The organism is Mesorhizobium sp. LCM 4576 (assembly GCF_001854815.1).
Taxonomy (GTDB): domain Bacteria; phylum Pseudomonadota; class Alphaproteobacteria; order Rhizobiales; family Rhizobiaceae; genus Mesorhizobium; species Mesorhizobium plurifarium.
On sequence record NZ_MDDT01000004.1, the window covers coordinates 129,005 to 146,796 of the forward strand.

The 17,792-nt window shown below is 63.2% G+C and carries 20 protein-coding genes; 14 read left to right on the plus strand and 6 right to left on the minus strand.

The window, feature by feature from the left end; all coding sequences use genetic code 11:
- Positions 1–136 precede the first annotated feature (136 nt).
- The 4 genes from LCM4576_RS00840 to LCM4576_RS00855 all read left to right on the plus strand — a co-directional run bounded on the left by LCM4576_RS00840 (position 137) and on the right by LCM4576_RS00855 (position 4,222).
- Positions 137–466 (plus strand): phasin family protein, encoded by a 330-nt coding sequence (locus LCM4576_RS00840; RefSeq protein WP_040972326.1) that lies wholly within the window; start codon positions 137–139, stop codon positions 464–466.
- Positions 467–743: 277 nt separating this feature from the next.
- Positions 744–1,070 (plus strand): ATP-dependent Clp protease adapter ClpS, encoded by a 327-nt coding sequence (gene clpS, locus LCM4576_RS00845; protein ID WP_041000825.1) that lies wholly within the window; start codon positions 744–746, stop codon positions 1,068–1,070.
- Positions 1,071–1,076: 6 nt separating this feature from the next.
- Positions 1,077–3,542 (plus strand): ATP-dependent Clp protease ATP-binding subunit ClpA, encoded by a 2,466-nt coding sequence (gene clpA, locus LCM4576_RS00850; protein ID WP_071029776.1) that lies wholly within the window; start codon positions 1,077–1,079, stop codon positions 3,540–3,542.
- A gap of 62 nt (positions 3,543–3,604) precedes the next feature.
- Positions 3,605–4,222 (plus strand): chloramphenicol phosphotransferase CPT family protein, encoded by a 618-nt coding sequence (locus LCM4576_RS00855; RefSeq protein WP_071029778.1) that lies wholly within the window; start codon positions 3,605–3,607, stop codon positions 4,220–4,222.
- A gap of 24 nt (positions 4,223–4,246) precedes the next feature.
- On the opposite strand, the gene LCM4576_RS00860 is transcribed toward LCM4576_RS00855, so the two are convergent.
- Complete coding sequence (locus tag LCM4576_RS00860) at positions 4,247–4,675, minus strand: HIT family protein (protein WP_071029780.1); 429 nt, start codon at positions 4,673–4,675, stop codon at positions 4,247–4,249.
- Between the two features lie 64 nt (positions 4,676–4,739).
- Positions 4,740–6,413 carry a sulfatase-like hydrolase/transferase gene (locus LCM4576_RS00865; RefSeq protein WP_071029783.1) on the minus strand — a complete coding sequence of 558 codons (1,674 nt, stop codon included), beginning with the start codon at positions 6,411–6,413 and terminating at the stop codon, positions 4,740–4,742.
- 292 nt (positions 6,414–6,705) lie between these two features.
- On the opposite strand from LCM4576_RS00865, the gene LCM4576_RS35550 reads away from it, so the two are divergent.
- Positions 6,706–6,870, plus strand: a complete 165-nt coding sequence (locus LCM4576_RS35550) for a cytochrome oxidase subunit III (protein WP_116390151.1) — start codon at positions 6,706–6,708, stop codon at positions 6,868–6,870.
- Positions 6,871–6,892: 22 nt separating this feature from the next.
- On the opposite strand, the gene LCM4576_RS00870 is transcribed toward LCM4576_RS35550, so the two are convergent.
- The 3 genes from LCM4576_RS00870 to LCM4576_RS00880 are packed head-to-tail and all read right to left on the minus strand — an operon-like array spanning position 6,893 to position 9,362.
- A complete protein-coding gene (locus tag LCM4576_RS00870) occupies positions 6,893–8,107 on the minus strand; it encodes a GNAT family N-acetyltransferase (protein ID WP_071029785.1) in 1,215 nt (404 codons plus the stop codon).
- Between the two features lie 53 nt (positions 8,108–8,160).
- On the minus strand, positions 8,161–8,889 hold the full coding sequence (locus LCM4576_RS00875) for a glycerophosphodiester phosphodiesterase (RefSeq protein ID WP_071029787.1): 729 nt from the start codon (positions 8,887–8,889) through the stop codon (positions 8,161–8,163).
- An 8-nt stretch (positions 8,890–8,897) separates the two neighbouring features.
- Positions 8,898–9,362 (minus strand): RidA family protein, encoded by a 465-nt coding sequence (locus LCM4576_RS00880; RefSeq protein WP_071029789.1) that lies wholly within the window; start codon positions 9,360–9,362, stop codon positions 8,898–8,900.
- Between the two features lie 139 nt (positions 9,363–9,501).
- On the opposite strand from LCM4576_RS00880, the gene LCM4576_RS00885 reads away from it, so the two are divergent.
- The 4 genes from LCM4576_RS00885 to tsf all read left to right on the plus strand — a co-directional run bounded on the left by LCM4576_RS00885 (position 9,502) and on the right by tsf (position 12,715).
- Positions 9,502–10,332, plus strand: coding sequence for a cell envelope integrity EipB family protein (locus tag LCM4576_RS00885; protein ID WP_071029793.1), 831 nt, complete (start codon positions 9,502–9,504; stop codon positions 10,330–10,332).
- An 82-nt stretch (positions 10,333–10,414) separates the two neighbouring features.
- Positions 10,415–10,693 (plus strand): DUF4031 domain-containing protein, encoded by a 279-nt coding sequence (locus LCM4576_RS00890; RefSeq protein WP_040987257.1) that lies wholly within the window; start codon positions 10,415–10,417, stop codon positions 10,691–10,693.
- A gap of 202 nt (positions 10,694–10,895) precedes the next feature.
- Positions 10,896–11,675 (plus strand): 30S ribosomal protein S2, encoded by a 780-nt coding sequence (gene rpsB, locus LCM4576_RS00895; RefSeq protein ID WP_071029795.1) that lies wholly within the window; start codon positions 10,896–10,898, stop codon positions 11,673–11,675.
- 119 nt (positions 11,676–11,794) lie between these two features.
- Positions 11,795–12,715 carry a translation elongation factor Ts gene (gene tsf, locus LCM4576_RS00900; protein ID WP_071029797.1) on the plus strand — a complete coding sequence of 307 codons (921 nt, stop codon included), beginning with the start codon at positions 11,795–11,797 and terminating at the stop codon, positions 12,713–12,715.
- A gap of 53 nt (positions 12,716–12,768) precedes the next feature.
- Here the strand turns inward: tsf and LCM4576_RS00905 are convergent, their stop codons facing one another.
- Entirely contained in the window at positions 12,769–13,695 is a 927-nt protein-coding gene (locus LCM4576_RS00905) for a LysR family transcriptional regulator (RefSeq protein ID WP_071029799.1), read from the minus strand.
- A gap of 114 nt (positions 13,696–13,809) precedes the next feature.
- On the opposite strand from LCM4576_RS00905, the gene LCM4576_RS00910 reads away from it, so the two are divergent.
- The 5 genes from LCM4576_RS00910 (at position 13,810) to LCM4576_RS00930 (ending at position 17,786) form a co-directional block, all read left to right on the plus strand.
- Positions 13,810–14,337: a nuclear transport factor 2 family protein gene (locus tag LCM4576_RS00910; protein ID WP_071029801.1), complete on the plus strand. Its 528-nt coding sequence runs from the start codon at positions 13,810–13,812 to the stop codon at positions 14,335–14,337.
- A gap of 35 nt (positions 14,338–14,372) precedes the next feature.
- Positions 14,373–15,482, plus strand: a complete 1,110-nt coding sequence (locus LCM4576_RS00915; protein ID WP_071030116.1) for an aldo/keto reductase — start codon at positions 14,373–14,375, stop codon at positions 15,480–15,482.
- Positions 15,483–15,667: 185 nt separating this feature from the next.
- The gene (gene pyrH / locus LCM4576_RS00920; RefSeq protein ID WP_040987265.1) at positions 15,668–16,390 is read left to right on the plus strand and encodes a UMP kinase; all 723 of its coding nucleotides are present in this window, start codon (positions 15,668–15,670) and stop codon (positions 16,388–16,390) included.
- A 91-nt stretch (positions 16,391–16,481) separates the two neighbouring features.
- Positions 16,482–17,036, plus strand: coding sequence for a ribosome recycling factor (gene frr / locus LCM4576_RS00925; RefSeq protein WP_083361275.1), 555 nt, complete (start codon positions 16,482–16,484; stop codon positions 17,034–17,036).
- Positions 17,037–17,066: 30 nt separating this feature from the next.
- The gene (locus LCM4576_RS00930) at positions 17,067–17,786 is read left to right on the plus strand and encodes an isoprenyl transferase (RefSeq protein WP_083361269.1); all 720 of its coding nucleotides are present in this window, start codon (positions 17,067–17,069) and stop codon (positions 17,784–17,786) included.
- The last annotated feature ends 6 nt before the right edge of the window (positions 17,787–17,792 follow it).

Below are 17,792 nucleotides of genomic sequence, written 5' to 3' on the forward strand. Positions count from 1 at the left end.
ATTTTACCGGCCACCGGCGCTGGAGCCCCTGCGCGCCAAGGGATTCTTGACTTTTGTGCATCGCACAATATATTGAGGTGCATTGCACAAGGGCGCCCGGGGCCAAAAGGGCGTTTCAACCAAAGGGAAGTATGAAATGACCCAGACCTATGAGGACTTCACGAAATACGGCAAGGAGTTTGCCGACACCGGGCTGAAGAGCTTTGCCTCGCTCACCAAGGGCGCGCAGGCGATCGCCACCGAGGCCGGCGAATACACCAAGAAGAGCTTCGAGGCCGGCAGCGCCGCCTTCGAGAAGCTGTTCTCGGCCAAGTCGATCGAGAAGGCCATCGAGATCCAGACCGATTACGCCAAGCAGAGCTATGAGAGCTTCGTGGCCGAGGCCAGCAAGATCGGCAATCTCTATGCCGAGCTCGCCAAGGAAGCCTACAAGCCGTTCGAATCGGTGGTCGCCAAGGCGAAGTAATTTCGCCCGATCACTGCCGATACGGTCAGCCGGCCTGCAAAAAGGACCCGGTCGCGGAAACGCGACCGGGTTTTTTCATGCGCGATCGCAACCCAACGCACCTTGCCGCATTCACGATTGAGAAATTCGCTGAGGTTTGCCCACCTAGCCATATTGTCAGCTAAACAGAAGGGCTTAAAATCGTCCATCGAGAACCTACATGTTGAACTCGCATGAGGATTCGAAAAGGYTGGACTGCGTGACGATCGGTTTGACTGCCACGGTGGACGTGGTGCGAATGCAAGGTGACGGAGACCGCAACGATCCCGGTCGCGGCACCGCTGTCATCACGCGCACCAAAACCAAGACCAAGAAGCCCAGCCTCTACCGGGTCCTCATCCTGAACGACGATTACACTCCGATGGAGTTCGTCGTTCACGTCCTGGAACGGTTTTTCCAAAAGGACCGCGAAGCCGCCACGCGCATCATGCTTCATGTTCACAATCATGGAGTGGGCGAGTGCGGCGTCTACACATTCGAGGTGGCCGAGACCAAAGTGTCCCAGGTCATGGATTTCGCCCGACAGAATCAGCATCCGCTGCAATGCGTGATGGAGAAGAAGTGAGGTAACATGCCGGCTTTCTCCCAAGGCCTGGAAAAGGCGCTACATCAGGCGCTGACATTCGCCAACGAGCGGCATCATGAGTATGYGACGCTCGAACATCTGCTGCTCGCGTTGATCGACGACACCGAGGCGGCCGCCGTCATGCGCGCCTGCAACGTCRATCTCGACGAGCTCAAGCACACCGTTCTCACCTATATCGACACCGAGCTCGACAACCTCGTCACCGGTTACGACGAGGATTCGAAGCCGACGGCCGGCTTCCAGCGCGTCATCCAGCGCRCCGTGATCCATGTGCAGTCGTCCGGCCGCGAGGAAGTGTCCGGCGCCAATGTGCTCGTCGCTATCTTCGCCGAGCGCGAGAGCCACGCCGCCTATTTCCTGCAGGAACAGCAGATGACCCGCTACGACGCGGTCAACTACATCTCGCATGGCATCRCCAAGCGTCCCGGCGCTTCGGAATCGCGCACGCCGCGCGGTGYCGAGGACGAGCAGGGCGGCCAGAACGGCGCCGAGCCGCAGGAAGAGGGTGGCAAGAAGAAGCAGCAGGACGCGCTGACGGCCTACTGCGTCAACCTCAACAACAAGGCGCGGGCCGGCAAGATCGACCCRCTGATCGGCCGCGACAGTGAGATCAACCGCACCATCCAGGTGCTGTGCCGCCGTTCCAAGAACAACCCGCTCTATGTCGGCGACCCGGGTGTCGGCAAGACGGCGATCGCCGAAGGGCTGGCCAAGCGCATCGTCGAAGGCGACGTGCCGGAAGTGCTGCAGGACGCCACCATCTTCGCGCTCGACATGGGCACGCTCTTGGCCGGCACCCGCTATCGCGGCGACTTCGAGGAGCGGCTGAAGCAGGTCGTGAAGGAACTCGAGGACTATCCGGGCGCGGTGCTGTTCATCGACGAGATCCACACAGTGATCGGGGCGGGCGCCACTTCGGGCGGCGCCATGGATGCATCGAACCTTCTGAAGCCGGCGCTCTCGTCCGGCGCCATCCGCTGCATCGGCTCGACCACCTATAAGGAGTTCCGCCAGTTCTTCGAGAAGGATCGTGCTTTGGTGCGGCGCTTCCAGAAGATCGACGTCAACGAGCCGACCGTCGAGGACGCCATCGAGATCATGAAGGGCCTGAAGCCCTACTTCGAGGAGTTCCACAAGGTTCGCTACACGAGCGAAGCCATCAAGGCTTCGGTCGAGCTGTCGGCCCGTTACATCAGCGACCGCAAGCTGCCGGACAAGGCGATCGACGTGATCGACGAGACCGGCGCCTCGCAGATGCTGGTGCCCGAGGCCAAGCGCAAGAAGACGATCGGCATCAGGGAGATCGAGGCGACGATCGCCACCATGGCGCGCATCCCGCCGAAGAYGGTCTCGGCCGACGACGAGAAGGTGCTGCAAGGCCTCGATGTCGAGCTGAAGCGCGTCGTCTACGGCCAGGACACCGCGATCACCGCGCTGACCTCGGCGATCAAGCTGGCGCGCGCCGGCCTGCGCGAACCGGAGAAGCCGATCGGCTCCTACCTGTTCTCAGGCCCGACCGGCGTCGGCAAGACGGAAGTGGCCAAGCAGCTTGCCGCCTCGCTCGGCGTCGAGCTGATCCGCTTCGACATGTCGGAATATATGGAACGCCACACCGTCTCGCGGTTGATCGGCGCGCCTCCCGGCTATGTCGGATTCGACCAGGGCGGTCTTCTGACCGACGGCGTCGACCAGCATCCGCATTGCGTGCTGCTGCTCGATGAGGTCGAGAAGGCGCATCCGGACCTGTTCAACATCCTGTTGCAGGTGATGGATCATGRCAAGCTGACCGACCACAACGGCAAGCAGATCGACTTCCGCAATGTGATCCTGATCATGACCACCAATGCAGGCGCCTCGGATGCACAGCGCGCGGCGATCGGCTTCGGCTCGACCAAGCGCGAGGGCGACGATGTCGAGGCGATAAACCGGCTGTTCACGCCGGAGTTCCGCAACCGTCTGGACGCTATCATCCCGTTCGGCTCGCTGCCGGTGCCGGTGATCCATCAGGTGGTGCAGAAGTTCGTCATGCAGCTGGAAGCGCAGCTCTCCGAGCGTGGCGTCACCTTCGACCTGTCGCCGGATGCGATCGCCTGGCTGGCCGACAAGGGCTATGACGAGCGCATGGGCGCGCGTCCGCTTGGCCGCGTCATCCAGGAGCACATCAAGAAGCCTCTGGCCGACGAAGTGCTGTTCGGCAAGCTCAAGAAGGGCGGCACGGTGCGCGTCACCGTCGAGAAGAAGGAAACCGGCGAGTCCGGCCTGAAGCTCGAGTCGCTCGCCGACGAGTCGCCGGTGCAACCGAAGAAGGAAGAGCCGGAAGACGCGCCGAAGCCGAAAAAGGCGGTGGCCAAGAAGCCGGCAGCCAAGAAGGCCGTGGCGCAGAAGCCGGAGCCGAAGGGCAAGGACGGCAACAAGCGCAGCCTTGTGCCGCAACTGCCGCGCAAGGGCTGACAAGCGCTCGCTTGAAATAAAGGCCCCGGAAACGGGGCCTTTGTCGTTGAAGGGAGCACCGCTTGGAAGCCGGACAGATCATCATCCTCAACGGCGCGCCGCGTTCGGGAAAGTCGAGCATCGCGGCGGCGATCCAGGAAACATTCGAGGGCGTCTGGATGGCCCTCGGCGTCGACGCCTGCGTCCATGTCACGCCGCCGCGGCTGCGTCCGGGGATCGGCCTGCGTCCCGGCGGCGAACGCCCGGACATCGAGGCTTTCGTGCCGCTGCTCTACGCGGCGCTTTACGACGCAATCGCGGCCCATAGCCGGCTGGGGCTCAATGTCGTCGTCGATGTCGGCCACCACGATGCCTATTCCCGACCGCTGAACGTCCTTCCCGAATGTGCCCGGCGCCTGGCCGGCCTGCCGGTGCTGTTCGTCGGCATCCGCTGTCCGATCGACGTGATTTTGCGGAGGCGCGCCGCAAGCGGGGCTGGTACGCCCTATGTCATCGGGACGGACGACGATCCTATGCCGCTGCCCGTCCGCCTGTGGCAGGAGGAGGTGCACAAGCCTGGTGTCTACGATCTCGAAGTCGACACGTCGGCGGTGAGCCCGGAAGCCTGCGCCGCGAAGATCCGGCAGCGCCTTATCGACGGGCCAGAGCCGACAGCCTTCCAGATCCTCGCGGGCAAGTAGGCCTACGGCTGAGCCCCGGGGAGTTYAGCGTCCCAATGCCGCCCGGATCTTGCCGGCGTTCTCGGCCAGGACCTCCGGCTTCTCCATCTCGCCGGAATGCGGCTTCAAGGGTACACCCTCGAAACGCGGGATGACGTGGACATGGAGATGGTAGACGGTTTGGCCGGAAGCCGGCTCGTTGAACTGCATGATGGTGACGCCGTCGGCCTTGAAGGCCTTTTTCACCGCGACCGCAACTTTCTGCACGACGCCAAACAATGGTCCGAACGTTGCCGGATCGGCGTCGAGCATGTTGCGCGACGGCGCCTTGGGCACCACCAGCGTGTGYCCCGTGCCTTGCGGCATCACATCCATGAAGGCGACGACCGCGTCGTCCTCATAGACGCGGTGCGAGGGAATCTCGCCGCGCAGGATTTTCGCGAAGATGTTGCCGGGATCATAGGCTTCGGCCATGGGTGACACTCCCAATTGCATTCGCCGTCCGGTGTAGCGAAGGCGCCAATGGGCGRCAAGGCGTTCAGGCGAGATCGACCATGCCGGCTTCGACAAGAGCCCGGTGGAAGCGTTTCTTGCGCACAGACTCGCTCGCGAAATAGGGCGCTGCACAATCCGCCAGAAGGGCCGTCCTGGTCGCGAATACCGGGTCGAGCGGCAGACACGCGGCGGACATGGTCAATGTCGACAGGAATGCCGCGTCGAGCATGGCCGGAGCGACCAGATCGCCGGGCAACGCGCCGTTGATCGACTCGATCGCATAGAAGGTCTTGTGCAAGGCCCTGTCGGAAGGTGGCAGGCCGGTGAGGGCGGCCGTGAATGAGGGCTGGTGATCGCCGTAACGCACGATGATGGCAGGCCGGCCCTTCAGCGCGGTTTCGAGTTTCTCGCGAAACGCGGCATAGGCCTCGACGCTCTCAGCCAGTCGCACGGCGTATTCGCCGTAATTCTCATCGCCTGTCAGCGCGACGGCTTCACGGCGGACATCGGCCCGAAGCTCGGGAGGAAAAATGCGGCGACGATGATCGCCGTGATTCATCAGCGTCATTATCGAGAGGAAACAGGGCTTCTCGTTTTCCAAGCGGTCCGCAATCCGGCCCAGTGCATGGCTGTAAAGCTGTTCGTCATGACGTTCCCGACGCCAGCGTTCAAGATCGAAGGGCGGCGGCAAGGTCGGGGCATAGGTGACCTCCTCGAACCCGATCGATTTATAGAAACGATCGCAATTGACGAAGTTGGGACGGTCGCAGCTCACATGCGACACATGATAGCCCATGCCTGAAAGCACCGAGGGCAGCGAGTGGCGCACCCGCCCGGCGAGCAGATGAAAGACGAAACGGCTGTCGTTTCCAAAGGAAAGCGAGGACAGGCCGGTCAGCACCGAAAATTCGGTCTGCAGCGTGCTGCCGCCGAAAACATCGACATGCAGAGCCCCTGACAGACCGTTCGCGGGTGAGAAGAACTGTTCGAAAGAGCGGTCGATCGGCACACCGTGATGTCTGGGATCGAAGGTCGATTCATGCAGGATCATGAAGATGTGCGGCCGAACCTCGCCGTTCTCCCRCTTTGCCGGCACAGGCGGCAAAAGCGGCAGCGGATCGGGAGTGATGTCGACGAAGCCCGGCCGTCGCGAAGGCCCCGCGCCGAGCCATGACGCCACGAAGGCGGAAAGATGCSCGCGATCCCTGGTGAGCAGGTCGAAGCGGAAACGGGGCGCTCCGCCGCTCAGCCGGTAGACTGCGATATAGATCAGGACCGCCGCGACGAACAATGCAAGACGCAGCGAGAGCGGCGTCGCCTGTTCCACCAGGGTCATGTCGATAAGCATGCCGACTGCAACGATCGCCGCCCCGCCGAAGAGGGCAGGGATCGCCATGCGGGCGTTGTCGACAAAGACGCTGCGCCAGCTGCTCGCGGCCAGATGATAGAGATCTCCGGCCAGGAGATTGAAGCCGAGATAGCGATATTTCAGCTTCGAGGCGATGCCGATGATGGCCGTCAGCATGAGCGTCATCCAGAGCGCGACGACCGCGCCCGGAAAAAGCAGATGCAGGAAAGCAAACAGAAGAAAGAAGGTGGAAAAGCCGATAGGCCATGTTCCCGGCTTGCCTTCGAGCCGGACAGTCAACAGCAGCGCGGCCACGAGCCCCGCCACACCGAGCCATTGCCCGACGCCCCAAGATGCCAAAGACAGCATGCCAACCCCGCGGTGCGTGCGCACCAATACCCCTGGGGATGACTTAGCGGATTCCACCAATCCGGTAAACGGTAGGCGTTGAGCCGGCTTTGTTGCTTGGCCAATATTAAACCCAGCTTTCGACGGCACGCCCTGCTATTGCAAGAGAGCCGGTATTTGTCGTCTGATGCGGTGATCTCGAGCGTTTCGCCGTTTCACAGAAACGGCGAAACGCTCTCTCTTTTGTTTTCACGCAATTCCGGACGGAAAACCGCTCACACTTTTCCTGGAATTGCTCGCGAACGGAGCAATCATGAAGTGGGTCGTCGCCGGTTGGCTGCTGTTCATCGTGTCGGCGCTGTTTTTCATCGCCGCGGCATGGCGAGCGGGTGATTTGCTGGCGCTCGCCGGCGCCGTGTTGTTCCTGGTCGCCTGCTTTTCGTTCCTGGTTCCGATCGCCGCCGGAAAGCCGCACTGACCGCCAGACCCGACGGCTCCTCCTATTCCTCCAGGTCCTTGCGGAAGGGCGTGTGCTCTTCGAGATATTCGCCCATGCGTTCGACCTCGCGCCGCTCGCGCCTGAGATAGTCGGCGACGGCATTGCGCAGACCGGGATGCGAAATGTAATGCGCCGAATGCATGGTCACCGGCCGGTAGCCGCGCGCCAGCTTATGCTCGCCCTGCGCGCCGGCCTCCACCACCTTGAGCTTGCGCTCGATGGCGAAATCGATCGCCTGATGGTAGCAGACCTCGAAATGCAGGAAGGGATGGTCCTCGATGCAGCCCCAGTTGCGKCCGTAGAGCGCGTCGGAACCGATGAAGTTGATGGCGCCGGCGATGTAGCGGCCGTTGCGCTTTGCCATCACCAGAAGAATGTCGTCGGCCATGCGCTCGCCGATCAGCGAGAAGAACTGCCGGTTGAGATAGGGCCGGCCCCATTTGCGGCCGCCGGTATCCATGTAGAAGGTGAAGAAATCGTCCCAGGCGCTTTCGGTGATGTCCTTGCCGGTCAGCCAGTCGATTGAGATGCCGTCGACCAGCGCCTCGCGGCGCTCCTTCTTCATCGCCTTGCGCTTGCGCGAGGCGAGCGTGGCGAGGAAGTCGTCATAGGTCGAAAAGCCGTCGTTGAAGAAGTGGAACTGCTGGTCGGTGCGGTGAAGAAAGCCGGCCGCTTCCAGCGTCGCGACATCGGGCTCGGTGGCGAAGGTGACATGCGCGGAAGAGACGCCGAGCTTGTCGGTCACGAGTTTCAGGCCTTCGGCGAGGCCGGCCTTCACGGCACCTTCATTCTCGCCTTTGCTGACCAACAGGCGAGGGCCGGTGACCGGTGTGAACGGCACCGAGCATTGCAGCTTGGGATAGTAGCGCCCGCCGGCGCGCTCGAAGGCGTCCGACCAGCCATGGTCGAAGACATATTCGCCCTGGCTGTGCGACTTCAGATAACAAGGGACGGTGCCGAGAAGCCTGCCTTGCGCCGTTTCCAGTCGCAGGTGATGGCCCTGCCAGCCGGTGCGCCGGACAGCGCAGCCGGAGTCTTCCAAGGCGCTTAGAAAAGCGAAGGAAACCAGCGGGTTATAGCCGTTTTCTTTGTCGCCGCGCGTGGTTCCGCCAAAGCCGTCCCATTCCTCGCAGGTGAAAGCGCCGATGCCCGCCGCCACGCGGATCGCATAATCCGCGTTCGCTGCCCGTCCATCGTCATCGTCGCCTTGATCCATGCGGCTTATTTAAGCGTCCTCAAGGTGGCTACAAGTCACGTTTTGGGCATTCCTCAGGCGACCTTGACCAGATCCGGCTCGAAGCCCTCGAACGTCATCTGGTCGGCATATTTGAAGGTGAGGTCGACCGCCGGCTGGTCATGCACGGTCCAGGTGATGACAGGCATCTTGAGCYTTTCGCGCACGAAGCTGACGAAGGGGTTGGGCAGGTCGCCGGCGGCGTAGGAGGTGAAGGCGAGGTCGTGCGCGAGCATGGCGRAATGCGCTTCGATCAACTGGTTGTCCCTGCCATAGGCGGTCAGCCCGCCGGGGATGCCCGGCGCATCCTTGGCGAAGTCGCGGATCAGCCAGTGATCGAACGACATGATCGCCACCTTGCCCTTGTAGCGCTTGAGCAGCCGGCCGAYGCTCGCCACCAGCCCCGCATCATGGCCGGGAACGCCTTTCAGCTCGACCACCAGCGGCACGCGGCCGTCGATCAGGTCGAGCGCTTCCTTGAGCGTCGGCACATGATCCTTCGTGCCGCCGACCCTGAGYGTCGCCAGCTCGGCCGCGGTGCGCTGCCAGACGAACCCGTCCTGGCCGGTCAGCCGTTTCAGGTCGCCGTCATGGATGATGACCGGGACGCCGTCGGACGAGATATGCACGTCGCATTCGATGGCGTAGCCGCGCTCGGCCGCCGCGGCGAAAGCCGACAGCGTGTTCTCCCAGCGGGTCTTGTTCATGTCGTGAAGGCCGCGATGCGCGACAGGCCGCGCGATCAGCCAGGAAAGGTCGGTCATCGTGAACCTCACTCGACTTCGAAGATCGCTTCGATCTCGACCGCGGCGTTGAGCGGCAGCGAGGCGGTGCCGACGGCGGAGCGGGCGTGCCTGCCGCGCTCGCCGAGCGCGGCGACCAGGAAGTCGGAGGCGCCGTTGGCGACCAGATGCTGTTCGACGAAGTCCGGCGCCGAAGCCACGAAGACGGTGATCTTGACCAGGCGGCGGATCTTTTCGAGATCGCCAAGGGCCGCCTTGGCCTGCGCCAGGATGTTGRTGGCGCAGAATTTCGCGCCTTCCTTGCCGCCGGCGGTGTCGATGTCGCGGCCAAGCAGCCCGCTTGCCTGCAGCTTGCCGTCCTTCAACGGCAACTGGCCGGCGGTGAACAGCGTGTTGCCGGTACGGCAATAGGGCACGTAGTTGGCGGCGGGCGCGGCGGCGGCCGGGATGGTGACGCCAAGATCGCTTAGCCGCTTTTCGATTGTTTCGCTCATTGGTTTTCCCTATTGCTGGAAGACGCCGCGTTGGCCGGGCCGAAATTGCTATTTTTGCCTCGCTTCCGCCACGACTTTTTTTAAGCTGGACCATCTTTCCCTGCGGCCTGCCCCCCAGCCGCGACGATCGGAGCAACGCATGCGCGCAACGCGCCTTTTTCTTGCCGCCGCCTGTCTTTCGGCCGCATTCCCGATGGCGCCGGCCTTTGCGGTGCCTGCGCTGCAGGCGCATCGCGCCGTCTACGATCTGACGCTCAACAAGGCCTCCGACCGGTCAGGCATAACCGGCATCACCGGCCGCATGGTCTACGAGTTCAACGGCTCCGCCTGCGAAGGCTACACGGTCAAGTTCCGCTTCGTCACCCAGATCGTCACCAACGACAACACCAGGCTGACCGACCAGCAGACGACCACTTTCGAGGACGCCGAAGGCAAGACCTTTTCCTTCGTGACGAAATCCTTTGTCGACCAGAACCTCGACAAGGAGGTCAAAGGCACGGCCACCAGGGAAGCGAAGGGCCTCAAGGTCGATATCGACAAGCCGGAGAAGAGCAGCCTCGAGCTCGCCGCCACGCAGTTTCCGACCCAGCATCTGGTCGAACTGATCGGCAAGGCCGAGAAGGGCGAGAATTTCTACCAGACCAACCTGTTCGACGGCTCCGAGGACGCCAACAAGGTGATGACCACCACCGTCATCGTCGGCAAGAAGGCTGAATCCGACAAGACGGATCCGGAAGCGCCGGCGCTGGCCAAGCTCGCCTCCGACAAATACTGGCCGGTCGACATCGCCTATTTCGACGACACCGACAAAAGCGGCGAGGAGGTGCCGGAATACCGGATCAGCTTCAAGCTGCACGAGAACGGCATCACCCGCGACCTCGTCATGGACTATGGCGACTTCTCGATGACCGGCAAGCTGGTGAACCTGTCGCTGTTCGACCAGACCAAGCCTTGTCCCGCTTCGAAATAGCGGTTTCCGACGACAGCCGATCCGGATTGCAGGCTTGGCTCTCGAACGCCATGTGTGAGGCTTACCAAATGCGGCGGGCCTGATGGCGGTCTATGTCGATGCGGCGATCTGGAAATGGGCCGGCCACCGCTGGTGCCACCTGCTTGCCGACGACACGGATGAGCTGCATCGTTTCGCCACCGAGCTGGGCCTCAAGCTTTCCTCCTATCAAGGGCCGCCCAAAACGTCGGCACCGCATTACGATATCACCGGCTTCGAGCGCGACCGGGCGGTCCGGCTCGGCGCGATCGAATGCAGCCGCGAGGAAATCGTCGCGATCTTTCGCCGCGTCAGGGTGCCGAACGGCAAAGTAAAACGCTGAGAATTGGGCGGATCGCCGCAGGTCCGGGCGTTTTCCGGCGCCTGGCTTGCGTTTATGGGACTTCCCCTCTATATGCGCGCTCATTCCACACACGGACTTTGGTGTCTGCCCGGGAGAAATCCGGCTGAGACCTCCGGTGGCATCAGGACATCCCGTCCGAAATGCCTGTGTCCGTGGAGGCCAACCGGAAAGGAACTCAAGAATGGCTCTGCCAGATTTCAGCATGCGCCAGCTTTTGGAAGCTGGTGTTCACTTCGGCCACCAGACCCACCGCTGGAACCCGAAGATGGCGCCTTACATCTATGGCGCCCGCAACAACATCCACATCATCGACCTGTCGCAGACGGTGCCGCTGCTGCACCAGGCGCTGAAGCAGGTGTCCGACACCGTCGCCAAGGGCGGCCGCGTGCTGTTCGTCGRCACCAAGCGCCAGGCGTCCGACATCGTCGCCGACGCAGCGCAGCGTTCGGCCMAGTACTATGTCAACTCGCGCTGGCTGGGCGGCATGCTCACCAACTGGAAGACGATCTCGAACTCGATCCAGCGCTTGCGCAAGCTCGATGAGACGCTCGCCGGCGAGGCCCAGGGCCTCACCAAGAAGGAGCGCCTGAACCTCGACCGCGAACGCGAGAAGCTCAATAAGGCTCTCGGCGGCATCAAGGACATGGGCTCGACGCCGGACCTGATGTTCGTCATCGACACCAACAAGGAAGCGATCGCCATCCTCGAGGCCAAGCGCCTCGGCATCCCGGTCGTGGCCATCATCGATTCGAACTGCGACCCGGACAAGATCGACTTCCCGATTCCCGGCAATGATGACGCGGCCCGCGCCATCCAGCTCTATTGCGACCTGATCGCCAAGGCGGCCATCGACGGCATCGCCCGCCAGCAGGGCGCGCTCGGCATGGATATCGGCGCGTCCGCCGAGGCTCCGGTCGAACCGGCGCTCGACGCCCCGGCCACTGAAGCTCCGGAAGCTTGAAAAGCCAAGGCCGGTTCCGGCCTTCATCTTTCCAATAAGTTGGCGCGCTAAAGCGCTTTTGCCGGGCGCATCATCGAGATTCGATGGTGCGTCGGCGCATTTGAAACAAAGAGGCGACAATGACGATTTCGGCTGCACAGGTCAAAGAACTCCGCGACTTGACCGGCGCGGGCATGATGGACTGCAAGGCGGCGTTGAACGAAACCAACGGCGACATGGAAGCGGCCGTCGACTGGCTGCGCAAGAAGGGCATCTCCAAGGCAGACAAGAAGGCCGGCCGCACCGCGGCGGAAGGCCTGATCGGCGTCGATGCCGGCGTGCGTGAAGCCGCTGTCGTCGAAGTCAACTCCGAGACCGACTTCGTCGCCCGCAATGCGGCCTTCCAGGAAATCGTCGCCAACGTAGCCAAGGTCGCGCTGRCCTACGGCACGACCGAGGCCGTCGCCGCCGCCAAGTATCCGGGCTCCGACAAGTCAGTTACCGACACCATCAAGGATGCTGTCGGCACAATCGGCGAGAACATGGGCTTCCGCCGTTCGGCCAAGCTCACCGTGCCGCATGGTGTGGTGGCCACCTATGTCCACAACGCGGTTGCCGACGGCCTCGGCAAGCTCGGCGTGCTGGTGGCGATCGAGACCACCGGCAACGAGCATGCGGCCAACGCCTTTGCACGCCWGGTGGCGATGCATGTCGCCGCCAGCAACCCGGTCGCGCTGACCGCCGAGGAAGTCGACCCCGCGCTGGTCGAGCGCGAGAAGGCGATCTTCTCCGACCAGGCTCGCCAGTCCGGCAAGCCGGAAGCCATCATCGAGAAGATGGTCGAGGGCCGCCTGCGCAAGTTCTATGAAGAGGTCGTGCTTTTGAAGCAGGCCTTCGTGCTCAATCCCGACATCACCGTGGAGAAGGCTCTGAAGGATGCGGAGAAGGAGATCGGCGCCCCGGCGAAGATCGTCGCCTACCTGCGCTACGCGCTGGGCGAGGGCATCGAGAAGGAAACGACCGATTTCGCGGCGGAAGTCGCGGCCGCGGTCAAGAAATAGCTCTGATCCGGGGGAGCGCGCAGCGTTTCCCTTGAGGTGAAGAGTTCACGAGCTCAGGCAACTCGGCCGGGTGTCCGCATGGATGCCCGGCCRATTTCTTGTGCGGTGTCGATAAAGGCCCTGAGCTTCGGCGCCATCGACGCGCGGCGCGGGAAGTAAAGGAAAAGGCCGGGTTCCTCGATCGCCGTCTGCGGCAGGATCTGGACGAGGCGGCCGGCGGCAAGGTCGGCGCGCACCAGCGGCTCGAAGACGTAGGCGAGCCCGACGCCGGCCAGCGCCAGATCGATGGCGCCAAGCGAATCCGTGACGATGGCCGTGCCGCGCGTTTCGACGACGACATCCTTGCCGTTGTCGTTCAGGTCCCAGCGGTAGAGCGCACCGGACCGGACCAGCCGGTAGCCGATGCAGTTGTGGTTGGCGAGACCGGCCACGGCGCGCGGACGGCCATGCTTTCCTACGTAGGCGGGAGAGGCGACGATCACGGCCTTGAACGGCGGCGTCATCCTGACGGTGACCATGTCCTGCGCGATCATTTCACCCAGCCGGATGCCGGCGTCAAAGCCTTCGCCGACGATATCGATAAGCCCCTGGTCGGCGACGATCTCCACCGTCACCTCGGGATAGCGTTCGGCCATGGCAGCGACCACCGGCGTCACCGCCAGGGGGATCGCTATGTTGGAGGCGTTGATCCTGAGCAGGCCGGCCGGCCTTCCCTTGACGCCGCGGATGCGGTCCATCCGCTCGGCAATGTCCTGCAGGGCAGGGGCCGCCGTCTCCACCAGCGCTTTGCCGGCTTCCGTCAGCGAGACGCTGCGCGTCGTGCGGGCAAACAGYGGCTGGCCGATGCGCTCTTCCACCAACCGCACCGCATGGCTGACGGCAGACGGRCTCATGCCGAGCTCGGCCGYGGCAAGCGCGAAACCGCCGCGGCGCGCCACAGCGACAATGACCGGCAAATGTGTAAGCAGATCGCGATCCATTCATGAATGGTATCGCACAGTCTTTGCGAACAATGCAATCTTATCGATGCTTCCGGACCAGCTCATATTGTCGTCAACACATCGGCGGCGGGCTGATGCTCAAGGAGAGACGAAATGAACGCGTTGAGACATGTAACCTTTGCCGCGGGCATCGCGCTGGCGCCGGTCGATGCCGGCGGCGCCGAACCGGCCGGCTGGCAGGCGCTTGCCGACGAGCGCGCCGTCATCCGCATCGCCGACGCTATCGACCGGGCGGTGGATGCGCAGGACTGGACGCTGGCGCGCAGCTATTTCGCGGACCGCGTCACCGCCGATTTCAGCAGCCTATCCGGGCAGCCTGCGGCGAACATCGCGTCCGACGACCTGATCGGCGCCTGGGCGGGCAACCTCAAGGGCAGCAAGACCAGCCTGCATCTGCGCACCAACCATCAGGTCGCGCTCGAAGCCGACGCCGCGACCGTCCGTTCCAACGGCTATGCCTGGAACCGGATGGAAGGCAATGGCGATCCGCTCTGGGAAGTCTGGGGCACGTACGAGCACCACCTGACGCGCTCGGCTGCCGGCTGGAAGGTCGACGGCTTCACATTCCGCATGACGCATGAGCGCGGCAATCCCTGGGTCAAGGCAACCCCCGGCCAGTGACCGGCAGCAAATCAGTTCAGAATTGGAAGACCACCATGACCATGACCTATTACACGCTTGGCAACAGCGGCCTGCGCGTCAGCCGGCTGGCTCTCGGCACCATGACCTTCGGCACCGAGTGGGGCTGGGGCGCGGACAGGGACACCGCCCGCGCGATGTTCGACGCCTATGTCGAAGCGGGCGGCAATTTCTTCGACACGGCCGACCTTTACACGGGCGGCACGGCTGAGACCTGGCTTGGCGAATTCGTCGCCGAGCGCGGCTTGCGCGACAAGGCGGTCATCGCCACCAAGTTCACCTTCAATTCGGAACCGGGCAATCCCAACACCGGCGGCAATGGCCGCAAGAACATCATGCGGGCGGTCGAGGCTTCGCTGAAGCGGCTCGGCACCGACTATATCGACCTTTATCTTCTGCACGTCTGGGACAGGATCACCCCGGCCGAGGAGGTGCTGCGCACGCTGGACGACCTCGTTCGCGCCGGCAAGGTGCGCCATATCGGCCTCTCCGACGTGCCGGCCTGGTATGCCGGCCGCGCCCAGGCGATCGCCGAACTGCGCGGCTACGAGCTGGTCTCGGCGCTGCAGCTCGAATATTCGCTCGCCGAGCGCGCCATCGAACATGAATATGTGCCTTTCGCCACCCGTCATGGCACGGGCWTCATGGTTTGGAGTCCTTTGGCCAGCGGCCTGCTCAGCGGCAAATACAGGCCGACRCAAGCCGGAAATGCCGGTAGGCTCGACGGTTTCCGCAACACCACGCATCCCGGCTTCCAGAAGTTCAGCGACCGCAACTGGGCGATCGTGGCGGAACTTGAGAAGGTGGCGGCCGAGCTTGGCCGCAGCATGGCGCAGGTCGCGCTCAACTGGGTGGCGACGCAACCCGGCATCGCTTCCGTGATCCTTGGGGCGACGAAGCTCAACCAGCTCGAGGATAATCTTGGCGCCCTCGATTTTTCGATTCCCGCAGAGCTTCGCGCGCGGCTGGAAAAGGTCAGCGCCACGCCGGCGCCGTTCCCGCATTCCTATTTCGGACCCGAGATCCAGGTCCGGGTGACCGGTGGCGCGGTGACCGGCGACAAGCCGGCCGGTTATTCGCCTGCGGTCATGATCGAGGGCGAAGCGGTCAGCATCTCGAGCAGCTGATCAAAAGACGGCAACTGATCAGAAGGCGGCTACCGGTCCGAAAAAGCCTGGAAATTTGCACGAGGGCGCGGCGTGACATCGCCGCGCCCTTCGTGTATCGGGTCAACCCGTCATGACAGCATCGCCGGATGAAGCGGGGGCGGTTTTGCCTCCAAATTTGCCGCGCCGAGATTTCGAGGAATGAGATGACGGTGAAGCCCCTCTATCGACGTGTCGTGCTGAAAGCGTCCGGCGAAGCGTTGATGGGCGAGCAGCATTTCGGCATCGATGTCTCGGTGGTCGACCGCATCGCCGCCGACATTGCCGAGGCGCGCGCGCTGGGCGTCGAAGTCGGCGTCGTCATCGGCGGCGGCAACATCTTTCGCGGCGTGGCCGTCGCCTCGAAGGGCGGCGATCGCGTCACCGGCGATCACATGGGCATGCTTGCCACTGTCATCAATTCGCTGGCGCTGCGCACTTCGCTGAACAAGATCGGCGTCGACGCCGTCGTGCTTTCGGCGATCGCCATGCCGGAGCTTTGCGAGAGTTTTTCGCAGCGCCAGGCGACCGCCTATATGAACCAGGGCAAGGTAGTCATCTTCGCCGGCGGCACCGGCAATCCGTTCTTCACCACCGATTCGGCCGCGGCTCTTCGCGCCGCCGAGATCGGCGCCGATGCGCTGTTCAAGGGCACGCAGGTCGACGGCGTCTATTCGGCCGATCCCAAGAAGGACCCGAACGCGGTCCGCTTCGACCGCATCAGCCACGCCGAAGTCATCAAACGCGGGCTTGCGATCATGGATACGGCAGCGATTGCACTTGCGCGCGAAAACAACATTCCGATAATCGTCTATTCGATCCACGAAAAAGGTGGTTTCGGCGATATTCTGAGGGGCGGCGGCCATTGCACGGTCGTCACGGACAAGTAACAGGCGCCAGGATCCGTCAAACGACTGCGGAACCGCGAACCGAATAACGATAGAAACAGTGAAACCCGGCGAACGGGTCGAGGAGATGATCATGAGTGGCGAGTACGAAGACCTGAAGCGACGCATGGACGGGGCGATCGCCGCCTTCAAGCACGACCTCGCTTCGCTGCGCACCGGCCGGGCCTCCAGCAACCTGCTCGACGCCGTCCAGGTGCAGGCCTACGGCACGGCGATGCCGATCAACCAGGTCGCCAACGTCTCGGTGCCGGAGCCGCGGATGATTTCGGTGTCGGTCTGGGACAAGTCGATGGTCAGCGCGGTCGACCGCGCCATCCGCGAAGCCAATCTGGGCTTCAACCCGATCGTCGACGGCACCACGCTGAGGATCCCGCTACCCGAGCTCAACGAGCAGCGCCGCAAGGAACTGGTCAAGATCTCGCATGGTTACGCCGAGAACGCGCGCGTCGCGGTGCRCCATGTCCGCCGCGACGGCATGGATTTCCTCAAGAAGGCCGAGAAGGATGGCACCATCGGCGAGGACGACCAGCGCAAGCGGTCCGACCAGGTCCAGAAGCTGACCGACGAGATGATCAGCACCATCGATCACCTGCTTTCCGATAAGGAAGCTGAAATCATGCAGGTTTAGGGTCGGGTTTTCCGGCTCGAAAGCGAGACTATGGCAACGCCCGCGCATGTCGCGATCATCATGGATGGAAACGGACGCTGGGCCAAGGCGCGCGGTCTGCCGCGGCTTGCCGGGCACCGCGCCGGGGTCGAGGCCTTGYGCAAGACGGTCCGCGCCGCGCCCGAGCTCGGCATCTCCTATCTGACTGTCTACGCCTTTTCGTCGGAGAACTGGTCGCGGCCGAAATCCGAGGTCAGCGACCTCATGGGACTTTTGAAGCTGTTCATCCGCCGCGATCTTGYCGAACTGCATCAGAACGGGGTGCGGGTGAGGGTGATCGGCGACAAGGAGGGGCTGCAGCCCGACATCCGGGGCCTGCTGCAGGAGGCCGAATCGCTGACCGCCGGCAACGAGGCGCTGACGCTGGTGATCGCCTTCAACTATGGCGGCCGCGACGAGATCGTGCGCACGGCGCGCAAGCTGGCGGATGCGGTCGCGCGCGGCGACATGGCGAGCGAGGCGATCACGGCGGAAAGTTTTACCGCGTCGCTCGACACAAAGGGCATTCCCGATCCCGAACTGGTGATCCGGACCAGCGGCGAGCTCAGGCTGTCGAATTTCCTTCTCTGGCAGGCCGCCTATAGCGAGCTCGTCTTCCTGCCTTGCTATTGGCCGGATTTCAGTCGCGAGCATCTGGCAGACGCCTTGCGCGACTTTGCCGGCCGTGAACGACGCTTCGGCGGGCTCGCCGCCCGCGATGTCGCGCTTTAGGCGACG

Bases quoted from the DNA above. Each gene is read 5' to 3' on its own strand.
- LCM4576_RS00840 (WP_040972326.1), top strand. From the start codon at position 137: ATGACCCAGACCTATGAGGACTTCACGAAATACGGCAAGGAGTTTGCC.
- clpS (WP_041000825.1), top strand. From the start codon at position 744: ATGCAAGGTGACGGAGACCGCAACGATCCCGGTCGCGGCACCGCTGTC.
- LCM4576_RS35550 (WP_116390151.1), top strand. From the start codon at position 6,706: ATGAAGTGGGTCGTCGCCGGTTGGCTGCTGTTCATCGTGTCGGCGCTG.
- LCM4576_RS00885 (WP_071029793.1), top strand. From the start codon at position 9,502: ATGCGCGCAACGCGCCTTTTTCTTGCCGCCGCCTGTCTTTCGGCCGCA.
- LCM4576_RS00890 (WP_040987257.1), top strand. From the start codon at position 10,415: ATGGCGGTCTATGTCGATGCGGCGATCTGGAAATGGGCCGGCCACCGC.
- LCM4576_RS00910 (WP_071029801.1), top strand. From the start codon at position 13,810: ATGAACGCGTTGAGACATGTAACCTTTGCCGCGGGCATCGCGCTGGCG.
- pyrH (WP_040987265.1), top strand. From the start codon at position 15,668: ATGACGGTGAAGCCCCTCTATCGACGTGTCGTGCTGAAAGCGTCCGGC.